Genomic DNA, 18,969 nt, shown 5'->3' on the forward strand with positions numbered 1-18,969 from the left:
ATGACATTTGAGAACTCCTCGGAGCATAAGCTTTGATTTCATCCCCACCTTCCCCGGGTGGGCTAGTTCGCGTTGCCGCACGGAGCACGAATCGTCTTACGGGACGGTCACAGGATTCGAATCACACGTGACTGCTCCGGTATGTGCAAGGGCTCGGCCATTCAGGGTCGCGCCGGTGTCCAAGGTGATCGACGCAAGGGCCAGGATGCTTCCATTGAAGGTGGAATTTACGCCCAGCGTCGCCGAGCTGCCGACTTGCCAGAAGACGTTCTTCGCCTGAGTACCGTTGGTCAGTTTGACCTGGGTCCCGGTGTTGGTAGTCAGCGCCGACCCGATCTGGAAGATGAAAACGGCATCCGGGTTACCCAATCCGTCGAGCGTGACGATCGACAACGGCCCCGGCGCCGGCGATAGAATCCCTGTCGAGCTTGCGTTCTTGTAGATACCGGGGGTAAGAGTCAAACCGCTGATATCGCCAGGTAGAGGAAGCCCGCCTGTCCTTCCCGCAAGATCGTTGTAGGCGGTAAGCATATCCAGTTGAGCTTGAGCCGGGATAGGATCGGGGTCGGGCCCGCACTGGGGGGGGCAGAGGGGAAAGAGCGAGAGCCCGCTGGGTGCACGAAAGAGTCCCGGAGGGGTCAGAACGCCAGGACCAGCGTCGATCCTGGCCCAGCCGGTGAACGACAAGGCCGGGCTAATGCAGATGTCTCCACCCGTGACGACGGTCGGGCCGGTATTGCTGACTACAGGAGTTGCGCCCAGAATCGCACAGCCGCCGGCTGCTCCCAGCACAACGACAGGCCCCCCACCTCCACCTCCCCCTCCTCCCGCCAGTCCCTTATCGAGATCGGCGCATCCGGCGGCAAAACCGAGTAGTAGGAGTGCTATGAACCAGATCTTGCGGTTGGTGTGTGTCCGCATACATACCTCTTCTTCTCGGCTCAACTACCGCCGAATCTCGTTCCGGGCCGCCAACCTTAGCAACTGTGGATCATGTTGTATGTTCAAAATTGAACATCTGGCCAAGATTGAGTAGGCACTCTTTTTCGTCAAGGGCGCGTCAGCAGCCAGGCAAGGCTCTGCCGCTACCGCGGACTAGCACTCCGAGCGGTACCAGTCGGCTTTGGTCGCGTCCGGGCTCCCTGCGCCCGTTTGCCATTCAACATGAAGCGAAGCGTCGGCAGCAGGAACTCAGGCGGGTGCGCCGCGTCCTGATGGATGTAGAGCACGGTGCTGTTCGCATTCATCGCCACTTTTTATCGTGGCGGAGTCGCTCACGGCTGTCCAATGTTGCACAACCCGGGACAGGAATGTTCAGGAAGCGGCGGGCGCCAAACCCGATTTGCGATAGCCGGTGATCAGCGTCATTTCGGAGCGCCTTCCCGCTCCCCAAATGATGCCTCTCCCATCGAGCAAGACTGCGGTCCGTGCATAGTCGTGCACGCGTGCAAGCATTAGCCACCAATTGCAGAAACCGTGACCAAATCGACAGTTTCCCAAAGTGGTCAAAGTGGTCAAAAGGAGACAGTCCATCCTCTTTGCTGCATGTAAGCTGCAACCGAGGCAACCACCATGAAACGAGCCGGCGTTATCAGCACAGCAGTTCTGTCTTTGCTTCTCGGAACCACTGCTCCTGCCTACGCACAGCACGAGCAACAGGGTAAGGAGCAGGGAAAATCGAAACAGGGTAAAGAGCAGGGCAAATCGCAACAGGGGCAGCAACATCAACAGGGGCAACCCGCGAAGCAACAGCATCAGCAACCCGCGCAGCAACAGCAGAAGCAGCAGGCTAACAAACCTGCGCAACGTCAGGCAAAACCGCAACAGACCTACGGCGGCGTCTACCACGGCGGCGTCCAGCCCAACGGCCCTGCCTATGGGGGCGTCCACCATAGCGGCGTCCCACAACACCAAGGGCAGGTGCGCAGCGGTTTCGGCCAGTCTCGCGCCAGTTCGTGGAATAACGACCACCGCACTTGGGGTCAGCGCGGCGGCTATAACGGCTACCGCGTACCTCAAGACCGCTTCAGGCTCTACTTCGGGAGTAACCACTATTTCCGCATGTACGGCCTTCCGATGGTCTTCGTAGGCGGGTATCCACGCTTCCAGTACGACGGCTATTGGGTCACATTCGTTGATCCGTGGCCGGAAACGTGGCCGGAAACGTGGTACGAAACCGACGACGTATATCTGGATTACACCGACGATGGGTACTACGTATACAACCGCATGCACCCCGGTCTCGGGATCGCAGTCACCATCGCGTTCTAATTGAGATGGAAGGGGAACGGGTTAAGCTGCAATCGAGGCAACCATGATGAAACGAGTCGGGGTTATCAGCACAGCAGTTCTGTCTTTGCTTCTCGGAACCACTGCGCCTGCCTACGCACAGCAGGAGCAGCAAGGCGAAAAGCAGAAGCAGGAGCAGCCGGGCGAAAAGCAGGGCAAGCCTGAAAAGCAAGCTAAGCCCGAACAGCAGCAAAAGCGCGCCCAGCAACAGCAAGATCAGAACAAGCAGCAACAGCAACGGGCCCAGCAACAGCAGAAGCAGGACCAGAACAAGCAGCAACAGCAACGGGTCCAGCAACAGCAGAAGCAGGACCAGAACAAGCAGCAGCAACAGCACGCCCAGGAACAGCAGAAGGCGGACCAGAACAAACAGCAGCAACAGCGCGCCCAGCAACAGCAGAAGCAGGACCAGAACAAGCAGCAGCAACAGCGCGCCCAGCAACAGCAGAAGCAGGACCAGAACAAGCAGCAACAACAGCGCGCCCAGGAACAGCAGAAGGCGGACCAGAACAAGCAGCAGCAACAGCGCGCCCAGCAACAGCAGAAGCAGGACCAGAACAAGCAGCAACAACAGCGCGCCCAGGAACAGCAGAAGGCGGACCAGAACAAGCAGCAACAGCAACGGGCCCAGCAACAGCAGAAGCAGGACCAGAACAAGCAGCAGCAGCAGCGCGCCCAGGAACAACAGAAGCAGGACCGGAACAAGCAGCAGGCCCAGCAGCAACAGCAGAGCCGTTTGTCGCAAGAGCGTCAGCGGCAGCTTATTGCCCAGGAGCAGCAGCGCTCGACGCAGTACCGCCAACATCTAGATCAGCAGCAGCGTCTTGCACAACAGCACACAGCACAGCTACAGCAACAAAAGCGTATGGCGCAGTATCGTTTTCAGGAAGACTACTACGCGCGCCTGCACCAGCAGCAAATACGTCTCCAGAACGAGCGCCACGATTACGACCGTGATCCGTACTACTACACGGCTCCGAGCTATCGTTACAACCGCGGCGGCCGCTACTACCAGACGAATCAATATGGCGCAGATCTGCTCCGCCAGGCCGTAAACAACGGCTACCAGGAGGGCTACCGCGCCGGAGTGGCAGACCGGGAGGATCGCTGGCGTTCCGACTACCGCGCCTCGTATGCCTATCAGGACGCGAACTACGGCTATGACGGCTATTACGTTAACCAGGCCGACTACAACTACTATTTCCGTGAGGGCTTCCGTCGCGGCTATGAAGATGGCTACAACAGCCGCTATCAATATGGTCGGTACTCTGACGGCAGGTATAGCATCCTGGACGTTATCCTGTCGCAAGTCCTCAACTTCCAGCCGCTTCGCTAGAGACTGGAATGGTGGTGTCCTGAACCAGCGCCCGGCTCCATTGACCGAGAAGAGCCAGTGGAGTCAGGCGCGTTCCGAGGTTTATCAGTAGGGAACAGCTGAATCAGCGAGATGCAGCACTCTACCCACTGTCGCGGGCCCTGGCGTGTCCCCCAGGCTGTTCAATTCTGAACAGACCGGCGTTGGGTCCGAACGTAACATCTGCTTTCGATTTTTAGCAGCGAAGGAGACCCGTATGTCTACGCAAGCTTGGGAGCAACACCGTCACGCCGCCCAACATCATGAGCTTGCGGCCTACCACCACAACCAGGCTGCGACGCACGACGAGGCCGGCGATCACGAAAGAGCTGCGCACCACGCGTACCTGGCCCTCGGACATCTTCAACATGCGACTCAGCATGGCGCGGAAGCCGCAAAGCTCCACGCCGACCATTGCAGCGACAAGGCGAGTGCTCCGGCTCAGGACATCACCAATAAGAGCGCTGCATAGGCCTGCGAATGATAGAAAGTCCGAGCCGAATCGCCGAACGGCCACGCATCCTCGGCGATCTGAAATCCCTGATCGATTCCCTGCCCGCGGCAGTGCGGGCCCAGGCCATCGCAGGCATCAAGTTTGTTCTGGCTGAGATGAGCCAGCAACTTAACGAAGACTGCCGACCGCAATAATCGTGTGTCCAGGTAAGCAAGCCCAACCGCGCGCGATGATTCCGCAGACTCAATGCCCGCGCGCCTGCGCATCGGAACCTGGGCATGGTATAAAAGGAGCCGATTCGACGTTCACACCTGACCCGAGGGAGATTTGGTTTCAGGAGTGTTGCTATGGCGCGCGCCAAACCAAAAGTCGTTCGCCCCTCGCTCCCCAAGGCCCCGACAGGAATCCAAGGACTGGATGAGGTCACCGGCGGAGGCCTGCCGAAAGGCCGTGTCACGCTGGTGTGCGGCAGCGCGGGATGTGGCAAGAGCTTACTCGCGATGGAATTCCTGGTGCACGGCGCGGTTCGATACGGCGAGCCTGGCGTATGCATGGACTTCGAAGAGACCGAGCAGAAGCTGACGGCCAACGTCGCATCGCTGGGTTTTGATCTGCGTGAGCTTATCAAGCGCAAGAAGCTGTTGGTGGACTACGTTTCCATTGAGCGAAGCCAGATCGCCGAGACCGGAGAATACAACCTCGAGGGACTGTTCATCCGCTTGGCCCACGCGGTCAAGGCGATCAAGGCAAAGCGCGTTGTCCTGGACAGCATCGAGGCGCTTTTTTCCGGATTAGTTGACTCCACGATATTGCGAGCGGAACTCCGCCGGCTGTTCCATTGGCTGGAAGACCACAAGCTTACCGCCGTCGTTACCGGGGAAGCGGGAGAGCACACGCTGACCCGCCACGGGCTGGAGGAATACATCGCCGATTGCGTGATCGCGCTGGACCACCGGGTCACGGAACAGATCTCCACGCGGCGGCTGCGGATCGTCAAGTACCGGGGCACTTCCCACGGCACCGATGAGTATCCGTTCCTGATCGATCACGAGGGCATCTCGGTGGTGCCGATCACCTCACTGGCCCTTGCCCACAAAGCATCGACGGACCGCGTTGCAACGGGAATTCCCGCTTTGGACGAGATGATGGAAGGTAAGGGGTTCTACCGTGGAAGCAGTGTGCTGGTGTCGGGCACGTCGGGAACCGGCAAGTCCAGCCTGGCGGCGAACTTCGCCGGCGCCACCTGCGCCCGTGGCGAAGATTGCCTGTATTTCGCTTTTGAAGAGTCTCCCAGCCAGATCCTCCGGAACATGCGCTCGGTTGGCATTGACCTGGAGCGGTGGGTAAGACAGGGCCTATTGCACTTCCACGCGATGCGGCCGACCAGCACCGGCCTGGAAGGACACTTGGCCATTATTCACAAATTGAGCGCCAAGCTTCGACCCAACGTCGTGGTCATCGACCCGATCACGAACCTGGTTACGGCCTCGGGCATTTATGGCGTCAAATCGATGCTCATGCGCCTGGTCGATTTTCTAAAGGTGGAACAGATCACATCGATGTTCACGAATCTGACATTCTCAGGAGACCCCCAGGAGAGAACTGCGGCGGCCGTCTCCTCGCTCATGGACACCTGGATCGTGTTGCGGGACAGCAAGCCCAATGGACGACCGAAACGCGAGCTTTACGTTCTGAAATCCCGCGGTATGGCACATTCGCGCGAAGTTCGTGAGCTAACCGTGAGTGACCGCGGCATCGAATTGGGCATCGTGCTGAGGGATCACACGCTGGCCACGACCGTCGCAGGCCCAAGTGCAGTCGCGGCAGCCGAGTAGCAAGTTAAGCCCATCTGGGGCAGACACCGAGCACCGACATGAAGAAGAAGAGTTCAGCAAGCAAGCGCCGCCCGGCCAAAAGCAGCAGGAGTGACTTTTGGCGATTGCGGCTTTACATAGCGGGTCATACCCCTAATTCGATCGCGGCGGTCGCCAACCTCAAGAAGATTTGCGAGGACCAGCTCCAGGGCAAGTACCGTATCGAAGTCATCGATTTACTCAAGAAGCCGCAACTGGCCAAGGGCGATCAGATCATCGCGATCCCGACCCTAGTGAGAAGGCTCCCGCCGCCGGTCAAGAAGATCATTGGCAACCTCTCCAGGACCGAGAGCGTCATTGTGGGGTTGGATCTTCAACCGGTGCGCTGAAGTAAGGGCTCCGATCGCAGATGCCTAACAAGCGAGCGCGTTCCGATCGCCGAGTCCTCCCAGGAGGGCTGCCCGGCAAAGTCGGTGCGCCCAATCAGCAAAAAAAGCTCCTCGCTCGGCTGAAAGCTGCGGAGGAGACCCTGCTCGCCATACGGTCCGGCGAAGTGGATGCTCTGATGGTTGCCGGCCGTCGCCGACCGAAGGTGGTCACTCTGGCCGGTGGAGAACCCGCCTATCGCATTCTGGTGGAGGCCATGAGCGAAGGCGCGGCGACTCTGTCCCGCAATGGCGCCGTGCTCTACTGCAATCGCAGGTTTGCAGAACTGATTTGCCGGCCACCCAAGAAAGTCATCGGAGCTGCGGTTCGGTCGCTGGTTGCGGAGACAGAGCGAGACAGGATTGAAGCTTTGCTGGCAGAGGCCCAGAAGGGGGTTGCCAAAGGTGAATTCAACCTGCGGCGCAGAGATGGAAGTCTGGTTCCGGTCAATCTGTCTCTGAACCGGTTTCGGGGATACGAGGGCCGCGCCCTGGGCATGGTGGTAACCGATCTGAGCGAGCAAAAGCGCACGCAGGCCGCGGAAATCAAGCAGGCCGCGGAGATGCACCGGCTTCTCCTGGAACGCGCGTTTACGGCTCAGGAGGAGGAAAGGCGCCGGATAGCGCGCGAATTGCATGACGAAGCCGGCCAGTTGCTGGCGTCTCTCTTGGTCGGCCTGCGTACCCTGGAAGACTCCGCCAAGATACCAAGACTTAAGACACAGGGGCATCGGCTACGAAAGCTCGCAGCCCGGGCGATCGAAGAGATCGGACGACTCGCCCGCGGGCTCCACCCAATGGTGCTCGACGACCATGGCCTGGGTGTTGCGCTGACCCGATACGCTGCCGAGTATACAGAGACCCACAAGATAGCTGTCCATCTCACGCTCAGTGGACTTAACTCCAGCAACCTGCCGCGAGCAGTCCAGATCCGGTTGTATCGCATTCTCCAGGAAGCCCTGACCAACGTGGCAAGACATGCGGGAGCCAAGAAGGTCAGCATCACATTCGCGCGTTCGGCCACGGCCCTGAAGGTAGCGGTGATCGACGACGGTTGTGGCTTTGACGCTGGAGCGGCGGCTGCCTCCTCGCATCGCCTGGGGATTCAGGGCATGCGAGAAAGAGCAGCCATGTTGGGGGGGACGGTCAGTTTCACATCCCAGGGCAAGGGGACCAGGGTTCTGGTGCAAATCCCACTTCACAAGCAGGGCCTCCAGCCCCTGGGGGGGCGGGCGAGAACTTAAGAATGCCGGCGCGAACGCACAAGATCAGGGTGATGATCGCGGATGATCACGCGATTCTCCGCGCCGGGCTAAGAATGCTGGTCAACGCCCAGGCCGACATGGAAGTTGTCGCAGAAGCTCCCGATGGAGAAAAGGCCGTTCAGGCGGCACGGGAAACGAGACCGGATGTGGCATTGCTGGATCTCACCATGCCTGGGGGCGGGGGCATGAAGGCGCTTCAAGAGATGGCGCGAAACTGCCGCGGGACCCGGGTGCTCGTCCTCACGATGCACGATGACCCTGCCTATTTGAGATCGGTATTGGCCGCCGGCGCCTCTGGCTACCTGTTGAAAAGGACCGCGGATACGGAACTGCTTGCGGCCATACGAGCGGTGCATCGGGGAGGGACCTTCGTGGACCCGAGTCTGGCGAACATTCTTGTCCAGGACGTGCTTGCGAAGAGAGGCACAAAAGCTCGTTCCATGCGGCCGGTAAAGATCCTCAGCGACCGTGAGCAGCAGGTGCTCAAACTTGTCGCGCAGGGATACAGCAGTCCACAGATCGCCAAACGGATTTTTGTGAGCGTGAAGACTGTGGAAACGTATCGCGCTCGTTTCGCTGACAAGCTCGGGCTTCGGACGCGCAGTGAGGTGGTTCGGTATGCGATCCGAATGGGCCTATTGACCGCAGAGTCGCTGGAGAGCTGAACCGGGCCGCCAGGCCAGGTGAGGGAGTCTATCCACCGCATCTTGTCAGGGATTTTCCCGACAAGACCCTCCATTTTTAGCAGCATCCCCGATACTCCGCTTGATTGAGTCGCTGCACACTATCTGGCAGAGTTTCGAAGTGTTTCTCCAACTTTCTTGGACACACTAGCGCAACGAACCAACAGCCAGTGGAGTACAGCACCATGGAGAGCAGCACAATGCGAAGGACATCGATTCCGCAAGGTCCCCCGCCTCCCGTTATGGCTGCGGTCCGCCGCAACCTGAATTCGGGAGCCGCTGCGGTTGCGCGCAAAAAGTCGAATGGGGATTTTGACCCGGAAGCCTTCCTGGCGAAGGCCGGAGTCGGCAGAACGATCATCGAGTTGGCGAAAAATGAACGCGCGTTTGCACAAGGTGAACCTGCCGACGCCATCTTCTACATTCAGAAAGGACGGGTGAAGCTGACCGTCGTCTCCCACAACGGCAAGGAAGCGACCATCGCCCTGCTGGGAGCCGGGGAGTTCATGGGAGAAGACTGCATCGTTTCGGATCATCCGGTGCGTATGGCCACTGCGGCAGCGCTTACGCCGTGCACCGTTCTCAGGATCCACAAAGCGGAGATGGTGCGAGCGCTTCACAAGGAGCAGGCTTTGTCCGATTTGTTTGTCGCGTTTCTTCTCACGCGAAATGCTCGTATCCAGGAAGACCTGGTCGACCAGCTATTCAATTCCAGCGAAAAGCGCCTGGCCCGGATCCTCTTGCTGCTGGCTCACTTTGGCAAACCTGGCAAACCCGAAACGGTGATTCCCAAGATCAGCCAGGAGACCTTGGCCGAAATGATCGGCACCACCCGGTCACGGGTCAGTTTCTTCATGAATCGTTTCCGCAAGATGGGGTTCATTGAGTACAACGGCACCTCAACGGATGTGCACAGTTCCCTTCTCAACGTCATCCTGCACGACTAGAAGGCGAACCTTCTTCGAGGAATTCGGCCGTGGTCAGCAAGCTGCTCCCATTCAGCTCCCGATGACGTATTCCGGGCCGTTCAGAGAGTGACTAAAGGCTATCATCCGTGCCGCGGAACTCTTTGGGTTTCCTGAGAATCCCACAACGACAACTCACTCATAACCCAAAGGTCTGCGGCTTAAATCCACCACCGTCGGCCACTTGGAGATTCTCAACCCTCACAGAGCCCCACAATGAGGACCGGGTTGACAGGCGGCCAGAAGCTGCCCCGCCTGTGCGGACCAATTCGAAAGAGCTCCGAGTTTCTGAGGAGCCGTGAAGGGCTGTCGTAGAGTCCCGGAATGGCAATTGAGTAGCCGCGGGACAGTGCGCGCTGCACGTTGTGGAGTGTACTGGTGTTCCGATGGTATCCGCTCGGTGTATCCGGGTATAGTACGTAGAGTACCTACTGTACCCGCGTCACGGCGTCAGTTGGTCCCCTCGTAGACGACCTGCTCGATCCGGGTCGAATCCAAGACTCGCCAACCTTTGGCGAAAGCCTCAGCAAGCGTCCGCTACTGTCCATTTCGAATTTCGTCCCCTGAAGTGTGCCGCGTCCCGAGGAAGCGCAAACTCTAGAAACAGGCTCTGCGCCCTGCCGGACGCACGTTTGTGCCGCGAACCATGCTCGCTGTGCGCTTCGCAATCGCGTTGGTTGGCCAGAGTAACCGGCAAATACTGGACAGTCGCGTAGCGATTCTAGCTCGAGTCGTGGAGTGAAGCCGTCAACTGTCTAGACGTGCCCAATCCGATCGGGATCAAGTCCGAGACTTGCCACTCTGCGCCGATAGGCCTCCTGCAAACGTAGGCCAGAATCCTCTGGGTATTTCGATCCCTCTAGAATCCTGTTCTCGCGCTGCCATCGGAAGGTGTCGACGGTAAAGCGTACCAGGTTCATCGGATCTGCTCGCTTGAAGCGATTTACGATCGCCCGCACCGTCTGCACCTTGCTCGACAAGTCTCTTGAGTGAGTGCGTTTCGCTGGCCTCCCCCGCCTCGATTGTCCTAGACGAACGTTGGCGTGGTCGGCGACGAAGAGACATGCTTCGTTTTCGGACCAACCGCTTGCCATCAAGACCGTGACCACGATGAAGATCCGTTCGGTTTGATCTGACCCGCGTAAATGTCTGACTCCATGACGAGCCATATGCTTGCTCTGCAATACGCGGGGCCCTGGTCTCGAATCCCGACCGTCACTGCGGCAGATATTTGCAAGCTGCCAGTTGGCAAAGTCTTCGCATTCTTCTGGCAGCAGCCGTGGCACTGAATCGGCGGGAAGTGCCTTCCGAGCGCTCATATTCCCCCAGCCCCTAATATACAAGCCATCTCTTGCATAAAACGTGTTTCTGCATACCCTGAGGCACAGAGATGCAGATGAACTCTGTGCTCCAGCCCGCTGCTGCAGCTGCTGCAAGCCAGGACACGTCTAAGCTGTGTGTCACCTGCGGCGGACCCGCGGAGATGACCCTTTGCGGCCTGCTTTCGACGCTCGGCGTCCGCCCACGGAAGCAAAAACCCGCAAAGAGCGTGCCGTTCTGTATTCCGTGTTTACGGGCGCTTTGCCGCGATCCGGCTGTCCGACTCCCTCCGAAGCTCCAGGATCGCCTTGGAGCGGCGTTAACAGCGTTAACAGAAGCTCGTATGAAGGAGGTCGACACCGTCCGGCCGCTCCCCGTGCCGTAAGCGCTGGCCAGGAACGAATCGTGGCCGTCAAGCACAGACATGATTATGCGGAATCAAATGCTCATGCTAGTGTTGTCCTTGAGGCAGACACCGGCAAGCCGTTTCCTGTGGAGTTTGAAAGGATGGCACGCCGGAGATTCCAGAACCCCGCGCCACAGAGGCGCGGGGAGTGGTGGACTGTCCTCATCTGGAAGGACCACTCCAAGAACAACCAGCTCATGCGCAAGCAGGAGCGCATCCGTCTCGCCCCGGCTTCAACACCGGAGCGGGAAGTGTTGAAGATCCTGGCCGAATACCTCCGGCCCCTCAATCAGGGGCTTGAGTCAATCGGCTCTACCACCAACTTTACGATGTTCGTGGATTCGACCTACCGACCCGTGGAACTGCCGTTGCTGGCAAAGACAACGACGGACCGTTACGAGGGGGTGATTGACGACTACCTTCTCCCGGCCTTCGGGAAGCTCTGCCTGCGCGACCTGACGCCCTTGACCATCCAGAAACACTTCTCCGGGCTGGCCAAGAGCGAACTATCGCACGCGTCGAAGGACAAGATCCGCGACGTCCTCTCCAGCATCCTCAAATCGGCGGTCAAGTACGGCCTACTGGTGAAGAACCCGGCGGAGGGCGTCGCGATCCCGCGCGACCGCACCGGGCGGAAAACCGTCAAACCGCACATCACCCCGGAACAGTTCGGAATGTTGCTAGCGCTCATCCCCGAGCCCTACACCACGATGGTCTTTGTCGCGGTGTACTCGGCGCTGCGCGTCTCTGAACTGATCGGGCTCAAGTGGGAGGATGTGCACGAGGAGTCGCTCACCGTGGACGAGCGTTACTGCCGCGGCGATTGGGACCAGACCAAGAGCTCGGCCAGCAACGCCACCATCGGCGTGGATCGATGCGTCATTGAGCGGATGCACCGCCTCAAGATGCTCACCGTTGAAGTGCGCGCCGGCCGCGCCACCCGCAAGTACAAGGTGGTGAAGTCCGACGCTCCCACTGATCTCGTCTTTCAGTCAGTGCGGAGCGGGCGCCCGATGCGCGACAACAACATCCTCACCCGCTTCATCAAGCCGGCGGCTCGGAAGCTCGGGCTGCCCTTTATCAACTGGCGCTGCCTGCGCACTTCGTACGCGACCTGGATGGTGGAATCAGGCGCGAACCCAAAGGACGTGCAGGCACAGATGCGCCACAGCCGGATCTCGACGACGCTCGACATCTACGCGCAGTTCGTGCCGGAGTCACAGCGTAGAGCGGTCACGAAACTGACCGCAATGGTCGAGCAGCGCCGCACCGCCGCGACGCAGCTGATCCAGTGAATTGTGACCAACCCCGCGAAACGGAGCGCCGCAAGTGATTGAAATGATGGTGGCCAGGGACGGAATCGAACCGCCGACGCCAGCCTTTTCAGGGCTGCGCTCTACCAGCTGAGCTACCTGGCCACGCTTGCGTGTGCAGGACTGCAGTGAGGGCCGGCCACGCTGCGGCCGGTTTCTCCAATGCGGAGACCCGATTATAGCAACGATGTATCCACCGCTCAAACCGCTCCGCGCGAGTCTCTGTGCGTGCTAGACTTCTCTCATTCCTGACAGGATCTTCATGAGTTCTCCTCGGGGCTTTCATCGGACATTCGCGCGTGGGGTGTTTTGCGCCGGGGTGCTCTTCTTCGCCCTGATCGCGTTCGCGCAGCAGCCGGTTCAGCCCAACCAGCCGGCTCAGGCGTCTCCGCCGCCGGCCGTGCAAGACGCCGGCGCCGCACTCGCCGACAAGCCCGCCGTGCAGGCTCCCGGCTCGGCTCCGGCGCCGCCGGTAAGCGGCACGGTGCGCATCGGCCCCGGAGACCTCCTCGACATCACTGTCTTCGGCGTGCCTGACCTCAGCCAGAAGACCCGCGTCACCAGTTCCGGCGACGTGTACCTCCCGCTGGTGGGCTACGTGCACCTCGACGGCCTCACCATCGAGGATGCGCAAGGCGCCATCGAGAAGCGCCTGATCGAAGGCCGGTTCGTCAACGATCCCCACGTCACCATCTTCGTCGCCGAGTACGCGACGGGCGTGTCGGTGATGGGCGAGGTAGCGCGCCCCGGCGTCTATCCCATCTTCGGCTCGCGCCGCCTGTTCGACGTGATCTCGGCCGCCGGCGGACTTACCGACAAGGCCGGCCGCGTGGTCACCATCACGCACCGCGACAAGCCCCAGGAACCGGTGAGCGTCAGCTTCGATCCCGACCCGGCCAAGAATTCCGTCAGCAACGTCGAGATCGTCCAGGGCGACACCGTGGTCGTGACCAGGGCGGGCGTCATTTACGTCGTCGGCGAGGTGCAGCAGCCCAGCGGCTTCCTCATGGAAGCTTCGCAGAACTTCACCGTCCTCAAAGCGCTGGCGCTGGCCCACGGGCCCGCCCGCTTCGCCTCCCTCGACAAATCCAAGGTCATCCGCAAGAAGCCGGACGGCTCCTACCAGGAGATCTCCGTGCCATTGAAGAAGATCCTCGACGCCAAGGAAAAGGACGTGACCCTGCAGGCGGACGACATCCTTTTCGTGCCCGCCAGCGGCGGCAAGCGCGCCGCCCTACGTACCCTGGATTCCATCGTGAGCGTCACCACCAGCCTTGCCGTCCGGCCCTGGTAACAAATCTCAGAACTGGAAGTACAGGAACGGGCTTTCCTTCTCCAGCAGCAGGATGGCGAACAGCAGCAGTAGCGCCAGCAGGTAAGCGTAGCGCGGCTTGGGCGCCAACTTGATCTCCCAGGTGTTGGGCGCGAAGAACGAGATCGCCGCCGCCAGCACGATCAGCGCCAGATAAACGTGCGGGACGTGGAGCGAGCCGAAGCCTTCCCCGCCCACCATCGCGTACAGGATCCGCCCCGCCTTGGGCAGCGTCTCGGAGCGGAAGAACACCCAGCCGACCACCGCCGCCAGGAAGGTCAACGCCCGCGAGAGGCCGACCGACTTGGGCACGAATCCTCTTTTCCGCAGCAGGTGATATCCCGCCAGCAGCACGCCGTGGTACAGGCCCCAGACCACGAAGGTCCAATTGGCGCCGTGCCATAGTCCCCCGAGGAACATGGTGATGAACAAGTTGCGCGCCGTCGCAAGCGTGGTGCCGCGCGAGCCGCCCAGCGTTATGAAAAGATAGTCCCGCAGCCAGGTGCTCAGGCTCATGTGCCAGCGCCGCCAGAAGTCCCCGATGTTCTCGGCTTTGTACGGCGAGTTGAAATTCTGCGGGAACTGGATCCCGAGAAGGTGCGCAAGCCCCACCGCCATATCGCTGTAGCCGGAAAAGTCAAAGTAAAGCTGGAAGGTGTAGCCGAGCGCTCCGATCCATGCCGCCGCCATTCCCTGCCCCTGTGGCCCGGCGAAATACGCGTTCACCTGCGGCGCTAGCTGGTCGGCGATCAACAGCTTCTTCGCCATGCCCATCACGAAGAAGTAGATCCCCACCGACGCCTGGTGCCACGGCAGCCGGCTCTTCAGGTCGTTGAACTGGTCCTCGATGTCGGCGTAGCGCACGATCGGCCCCGCGATCAGGTGCGGGAACATGGCCACAAACGTCGAAAAATGCAGGACGCTCTTCGCCGGCTTAACGATCCGCCGGTAGATGTCGATGGTGTAGCTCATCGAGTTGAAGGTGTAGAACGAGATCCCGATGGGCAGGATGATGTTCAGCACCGGCGCGAAACCGATCAGACCCATGCTCTCGGCCACCGTGTTCGCCGAGCGCGCGAAGAAGCCGTAGTACTTGAAGAATCCGAGGATGGTGAGGTTGAAGCTTAGCGAGCACACCAGCCACAGCTTGCGGGTGCGGGAATCATCGCTGCGGGCGATGTGCTGGCCCGCGATGTAGTCCACGGTGGTCGAAGCGATCATCAGCGGCAGGAAGCGCCAGTCCCACCAGGCGTAGAAGAGGTAGCTGGCCAGGGTGAGGAACACCAGCCGCGCCGCGGTATGCCGCAGCTGCCACCAGCCCAGCAGCGCCAGAGGCAGGAATACGAAAACAAAGATGTAGCTGTTGAAGAGCATCCGGCTGAAGGTTCAGTCGCGTTTCGAGCTTCGCACAGCCGAGGGCGGCTGTGCCACACAAAAGGCAAACGGCACAGCCGGTCCGCTGTGCCGTTTGGGGGAGAGCCACCCGAGCTACGGGCGCTTTACTTGCAGGAGGGGCGACATGTTGATGCTGGATTGCGCAGCGGCCGGAACGGAGACACTGCCGCCTGGCGCGCCGGCGGGCGACACCGTCGCAGGAGCTGTTTCCGGCGCCGGCGAGTTCTCCGGCGCGGTCGCCGATTCGCCCTCGCTCACCTGGCGCTTCAGGTAAGGCCGCAGCGGCGTCACTTCAAACGGCATCTTCTCCCGCGCCGACAGCAGCGGCAGCGGCCTGGCTTTCACCATCTCGATGGAGCTGCTCCAGGGATCGAGCTTGACGCGCGCGCCCAGGGGCAGCGCCGCCACCTGTTCCGTGCGCTGCATCTGGAGCTCAGGCGCGCTGGCGGCCAGGCCGGCCATGCTCACGGTGTTGCCGTGGATGAGCGGGTTGCCCAGCCGCGGCGTGGTCAGGTTGGGCAGCGACCCGGCGCGCGCCTGGAGCTGACGCAGGAACAGGCCTGCGTTGCCCAGTTTCGCGGAATACGGCGAAGCCTTCAGGAACGCGATGGCCTTGGTGTCCGCCTCGTCCTCCTCGTGCTCCGCGCGGCGCAGCCGCATCTTCTGCAAGGTCTCGGGATCGGAGAACAGCATGCGGTCGCTGAAGGCGTATTTCGTGTTCAGGCGGTGGCCGAGCGCGATGTGCGCCAGCTCACGCGACAGCACTGCCGCCAGGCTGGCTTCGTCGGGCAACGTGTCGATCAGCCCGCGGCTCAGCACGATGGTGTGGCCCACGGTGAAGGACTCCAGCGGCGAGGTCAGCAGCACGCGGCACTGCACCTCGGGCTCGATGTCGAGGTTGTTGGTCACCTCGAGGTTGTTGACCACCGTGTTGAGGACCTTGTCCACTTCGCCTTTGGGCGCGATCAGGCCCGCGCGCTCCAGGCGCTCGATCACGTTCTGCTCGGCTTCGCCTTCGAACATGCGCTGGCTCTGCAACGGCGAGTATTCTTCCGCGGTCTGGCTGTGGTCCTGCGCGCCCGTCTTGGATTCGACCTTGATGCGCGTCAGCTCGTCCTCGTACCCGGCGAATTTCGGGTCGTAGCCCCACAGACGGGTCTGGGACTTGAAGCGCAGCGTGCGGAACATTGCGTACTTCATGTCCGACTCTTCGTTGTAGACCAGGGTAGGCAGCCAAAGGCCGGGCCGGACATTCTGCCGCCAGCTGTCGAAATGGAAGTTGTACTTGAACATCCCGGGCGCTTCGTGCGTCCCATTGAAGCGCACGATGTTGTACTCCTGGTCTTCGACCCAGATGCGTCCCAGGAACCCCGCCTTCGAGCCCTTCGCCGGCTTCACGTCGTACACCATGGTGCGGATGTCGCCCAGGAATTCCCGGCGCACGAAGGTGAAGCCGTAATGCGCCCGGTCGAAGTGCTCGCCGTCCACCAGGATCAGCCCGTCGAAGCCTTCGGGCGCGAACTTCACGGTGAACATGCCGCCGAACACGCCCAGCACGCGTTTGGTTCGGCCCTGCTTCTCGGTGTAGCTGGCTTCAGTGATGGCTTTGGACAGCTTCATGCGTCCCAGGAAGTACTCGTCCTTCTCCGGCACCGAACCCAGTTCGGCGTCCGGACGCATGTACTGGACGTAGGTCTCGACCAGAGGCGAGAAGTTGTGCAGGTTCTGCACCAGTAACTGCTCGCGCGCGATGAAGCGGTCGATCACCTGGCTGTCGGGAACCGCTTGCTCCTGCGCCAGCGCCATCGTGGCCAGCAGAAGCGTGAACAGGACCAGATCTACTTTCTTCATAGGCTCACCCCATCGATGCAGCGCCGTACGCGCTCGGATCAATATGCCAGTTCAAAAACGATGTGCAGCATGGCCGTAGAATCCAAGGGCTGGCCGTCGCGGCGCGCCGGCCGGAAGCGGATCTGTTGCGCGGCGCGGACTGCGGCCTCATCCAGCCCGTGTCCCAATCCGCGGGCCACGCGTTGGACGCGCAGCGAGCCGTCGGCGCCGAATACGACCTCCAGCAGCACCTCGCCCTCGATCTTCAGTTGCCGCGCTTCCGCGGTATAGACCGGGCGCGGCTTGGAGAGGATCTCGACCGGCTTCAGGTCTCCCCTGTCGCTCTGGACGCGCATCCTCGAACCGCCAGTTACGGCTGAGCCGTCGCCGAACCCTCCGGCATGCACTTCGCGGGAGCTTCCCCCAGCCAGCGGGGTCGCGATGCCGTTCCCGAACCCGGCGCTGGCCACCGTGCCGCGCACCCCGTGCGCGCCGCCGGAGCCGTTCCCATATCCACCGCCGCCGAAGGGCAGGTCGGGGGAGCCGAGATGGGCCACGAGAAGTCGCGCGTCGCGGCGGCCCTCGCCATTCACTCCGTTCTCGTCACCAAAACCGCCGGTCTGGACCTTCGCTACCGCCGCCTTGACCGTGGGCTTGGCGGAGCTCCCTTCGCCCAGCACGCCCGTCTTCACTTCGTGCACTAGCTTGGGCTGCACCGGCGCGGGCGCCGGAACGACCGGATCGAACTTGGCACCAACGACCTTGGGCGGCTCGATCTCGCGCTCAACCTGCCGCATTCGCCGCGGCACTTCGAGCTTGGCAACCGTGGCCGGGTCCACTTGGGGCACCGGCGGCAGCTTCACCTTGGGCGCAGCCTGTACGTGCTTCGGCGCCTGATACTCGCTCAGCAGCGGCATGACCAGGTAGCCGGACGTCGGCTTGTGAAGAACGATCTGGGGATGCGTCAGGGGGATCAGCGCCACCAGCATCAGCGCCGCGGTGTGTACCAGCAGGCTGGCGCTGAACTGCCGCGTGCGGCGTGGTGGTTCCGCCAGGGGAGCGAGCAGCGAGTTGAATGTGTAGTCCATCCCCACTCCTGGAACTCGCCCCGAGCTTATGGGTGTCCCGAAACTCTCACAAGATGTCCGGCGGGCAGCATCCGGGACCGGTCACGGCATTGGCCGATGGGTCACCCCGGCGTACCCACCGGAAGGTCATTGGCCCATTCGCCCTCGACTCTGGGAGAGCGGCCACCACGAGGGAATCACTGTAGGGACAATGATTTGCAAACCGCCGGCGGATATCGGGAAGGCAACAGCTACTTCGCCGGGAAATAGCTGGGCGCGGCGGCGCGAGAGTCGTCAACCGGTCCAGATTGGGAACATTCCCGTCGCGGGACGCAGTATTCCATTGCCGTTTCACTTGGTCGCGTGTCTTCCCCCCACTACACCAAAGTCACGTTGACCTTGCTCAAGAGGACAGATTACGATGGGCGCAAGTGAGCTCCCGCATGCGAACGTCAATTTCGAAGGCGACAGCCTGCCTGTTACTGGTCCTGTTTCCAGTGCCGATGGTCGCCCTTCCCGCGCAGGGGACCGTGCAGGCGCAGGGCGCGGTGACGGTGAATGGCGCGCGCGTGCCTGGCTCGACCACGGTCTTCGCGGGCGACAAGATCGAGACAGCCGGCAACAGCACGGCCACCATCTCCGCTCAGGGCACCATGGTCCAACTTGATCCCAATACTTCGGCCATCTTCTCCGATAAAGCTCTGGACCTGGGATGCGGCAGCGCGCTGGTGACCACCAGCATGGGAGCGGTGGTGCGCGTAGCCGGCATCTCCATCACGCCGGCCGGCCAGGGAACGACCAAATTCCGCGTCTCGCAAACGAACGGCACGCTGAAGATCACGGTAGAGCAAGGCTCGGCGGTCGTCGATGACGGCGCCAAGCACATGCTCTCCGCGGGCCAGTCGCTCACCCGGCAGCGCCCAGGTGGAATGTGCGGCCCGGTCGCCACGGTCCCGCAGGGCTCGACAAAGATTTACATCCCCGCGATCGCCGTCGCAGCAGTTTCAGGTATCGTGGCCTACTGCGCGGTCAATGGCTTCTGCTCGCAAGCCAGCCCATCCGGACCGTAAGCTGAAT

General features: G+C 61.1%; 15 protein-coding genes and 1 tRNA gene. 11 read left to right on the top strand and 5 right to left on the bottom strand.

The window, feature by feature from the left end; all coding sequences use genetic code 11:
• Positions 1–96 precede the first annotated feature (96 nt).
• Complete coding sequence (locus LAN37_07180; GenBank protein MBZ5646991.1) at positions 97–921, bottom strand: DUF3494 domain-containing protein; 825 nt, start codon at positions 919–921, stop codon at positions 97–99.
• Positions 922–1,572: 651 nt separating this feature from the next.
• Here LAN37_07180 and LAN37_07185 point away from each other — a divergent pair.
• The 9 genes from LAN37_07185 (at position 1,573) to LAN37_07225 (ending at position 12,270) form a co-directional block, all read left to right on the top strand.
• Entirely contained in the window at positions 1,573–2,271 is a 699-nt protein-coding gene (locus LAN37_07185; protein MBZ5646992.1) for a hypothetical protein, read from the top strand.
• An 85-nt stretch (positions 2,272–2,356) separates the two neighbouring features.
• A complete protein-coding gene (locus LAN37_07190) occupies positions 2,357–3,625 on the top strand; it encodes a hypothetical protein (GenBank protein MBZ5646993.1) in 1,269 nt (422 codons plus the stop codon).
• A 235-nt stretch (positions 3,626–3,860) separates the two neighbouring features.
• Complete coding sequence (locus tag LAN37_07195) at positions 3,861–4,115, top strand: hypothetical protein (GenBank protein MBZ5646994.1); 255 nt, start codon at positions 3,861–3,863, stop codon at positions 4,113–4,115.
• Positions 4,116–4,444: 329 nt separating this feature from the next.
• On the top strand, positions 4,445–5,932 hold the full coding sequence (gene kaiC / locus LAN37_07200) for a circadian clock protein KaiC (protein ID MBZ5646995.1): 1,488 nt from the start codon (positions 4,445–4,447) through the stop codon (positions 5,930–5,932).
• 38 nt (positions 5,933–5,970) lie between these two features.
• On the top strand, positions 5,971–6,300 hold the full coding sequence (locus tag LAN37_07205; protein MBZ5646996.1) for a circadian clock KaiB family protein: 330 nt from the start codon (positions 5,971–5,973) through the stop codon (positions 6,298–6,300).
• Between the two features lie 20 nt (positions 6,301–6,320).
• On the top strand, positions 6,321–7,580 hold the full coding sequence (locus LAN37_07210) for a PAS domain-containing sensor histidine kinase (GenBank protein MBZ5646997.1): 1,260 nt from the start codon (positions 6,321–6,323) through the stop codon (positions 7,578–7,580).
• A 2-nt stretch (positions 7,581–7,582) separates the two neighbouring features.
• The gene (locus tag LAN37_07215; GenBank protein ID MBZ5646998.1) at positions 7,583–8,266 is read left to right on the top strand and encodes a response regulator transcription factor; all 684 of its coding nucleotides are present in this window, start codon (positions 7,583–7,585) and stop codon (positions 8,264–8,266) included.
• Between the two features lie 260 nt (positions 8,267–8,526).
• Positions 8,527–9,231 carry a Crp/Fnr family transcriptional regulator gene (locus LAN37_07220; GenBank protein MBZ5646999.1) on the top strand — a complete coding sequence of 235 codons (705 nt, stop codon included), beginning with the start codon at positions 8,527–8,529 and terminating at the stop codon, positions 9,229–9,231.
• Between the two features lie 1,845 nt (positions 9,232–11,076).
• Positions 11,077–12,270 (top strand): site-specific integrase, encoded by a 1,194-nt coding sequence (locus LAN37_07225; GenBank protein ID MBZ5647000.1) that lies wholly within the window; start codon positions 11,077–11,079, stop codon positions 12,268–12,270.
• Positions 12,271–12,317: 47 nt separating this feature from the next.
• Here the strand turns inward: LAN37_07225 and LAN37_07230 are convergent.
• Positions 12,318–12,393 (bottom strand) — tRNA-Phe (locus LAN37_07230).
• A gap of 157 nt (positions 12,394–12,550) precedes the next feature.
• On the opposite strand from LAN37_07230, the gene LAN37_07235 reads away from it, so the two are divergent.
• Positions 12,551–13,582, top strand: coding sequence for a polysaccharide biosynthesis/export family protein (locus LAN37_07235; protein ID MBZ5647001.1), 1,032 nt, complete (start codon positions 12,551–12,553; stop codon positions 13,580–13,582).
• A gap of 6 nt (positions 13,583–13,588) precedes the next feature.
• Here the strand turns inward: LAN37_07235 and LAN37_07240 are convergent, their stop codons facing one another.
• The 3 genes from LAN37_07240 to LAN37_07250 all read right to left on the bottom strand — a co-directional run bounded on the left by LAN37_07240 (position 13,589) and on the right by LAN37_07250 (position 17,913).
• The gene (locus LAN37_07240; protein ID MBZ5647002.1) at positions 13,589–14,974 is read right to left on the bottom strand and encodes an MBOAT family protein; all 1,386 of its coding nucleotides are present in this window, start codon (positions 14,972–14,974) and stop codon (positions 13,589–13,591) included.
• Between the two features lie 114 nt (positions 14,975–15,088).
• Positions 15,089–16,846 carry a M48 family metalloprotease gene (locus LAN37_07245; protein ID MBZ5647003.1) on the bottom strand — a complete coding sequence of 586 codons (1,758 nt, stop codon included), beginning with the start codon at positions 16,844–16,846 and terminating at the stop codon, positions 15,089–15,091.
• Positions 16,847–16,884: 38 nt separating this feature from the next.
• Positions 16,885–17,913 (bottom strand): TonB family protein, encoded by a 1,029-nt coding sequence (locus LAN37_07250; GenBank protein MBZ5647004.1) that lies wholly within the window; start codon positions 17,911–17,913, stop codon positions 16,885–16,887.
• Positions 17,914–18,335: 422 nt separating this feature from the next.
• On the opposite strand from LAN37_07250, the gene LAN37_07255 reads away from it, so the two are divergent.
• Complete coding sequence (locus tag LAN37_07255) at positions 18,336–18,962, top strand: hypothetical protein (protein MBZ5647005.1); 627 nt, start codon at positions 18,336–18,338, stop codon at positions 18,960–18,962.
• The last annotated feature ends 7 nt before the right edge of the window (positions 18,963–18,969 follow it).

It is taken from the genome of Terriglobia bacterium (assembly GCA_020073495.1).
In the GTDB taxonomy this organism is placed as follows: domain Bacteria; phylum Acidobacteriota; class Terriglobia; order Terriglobales; family Acidobacteriaceae; genus JAIQFD01.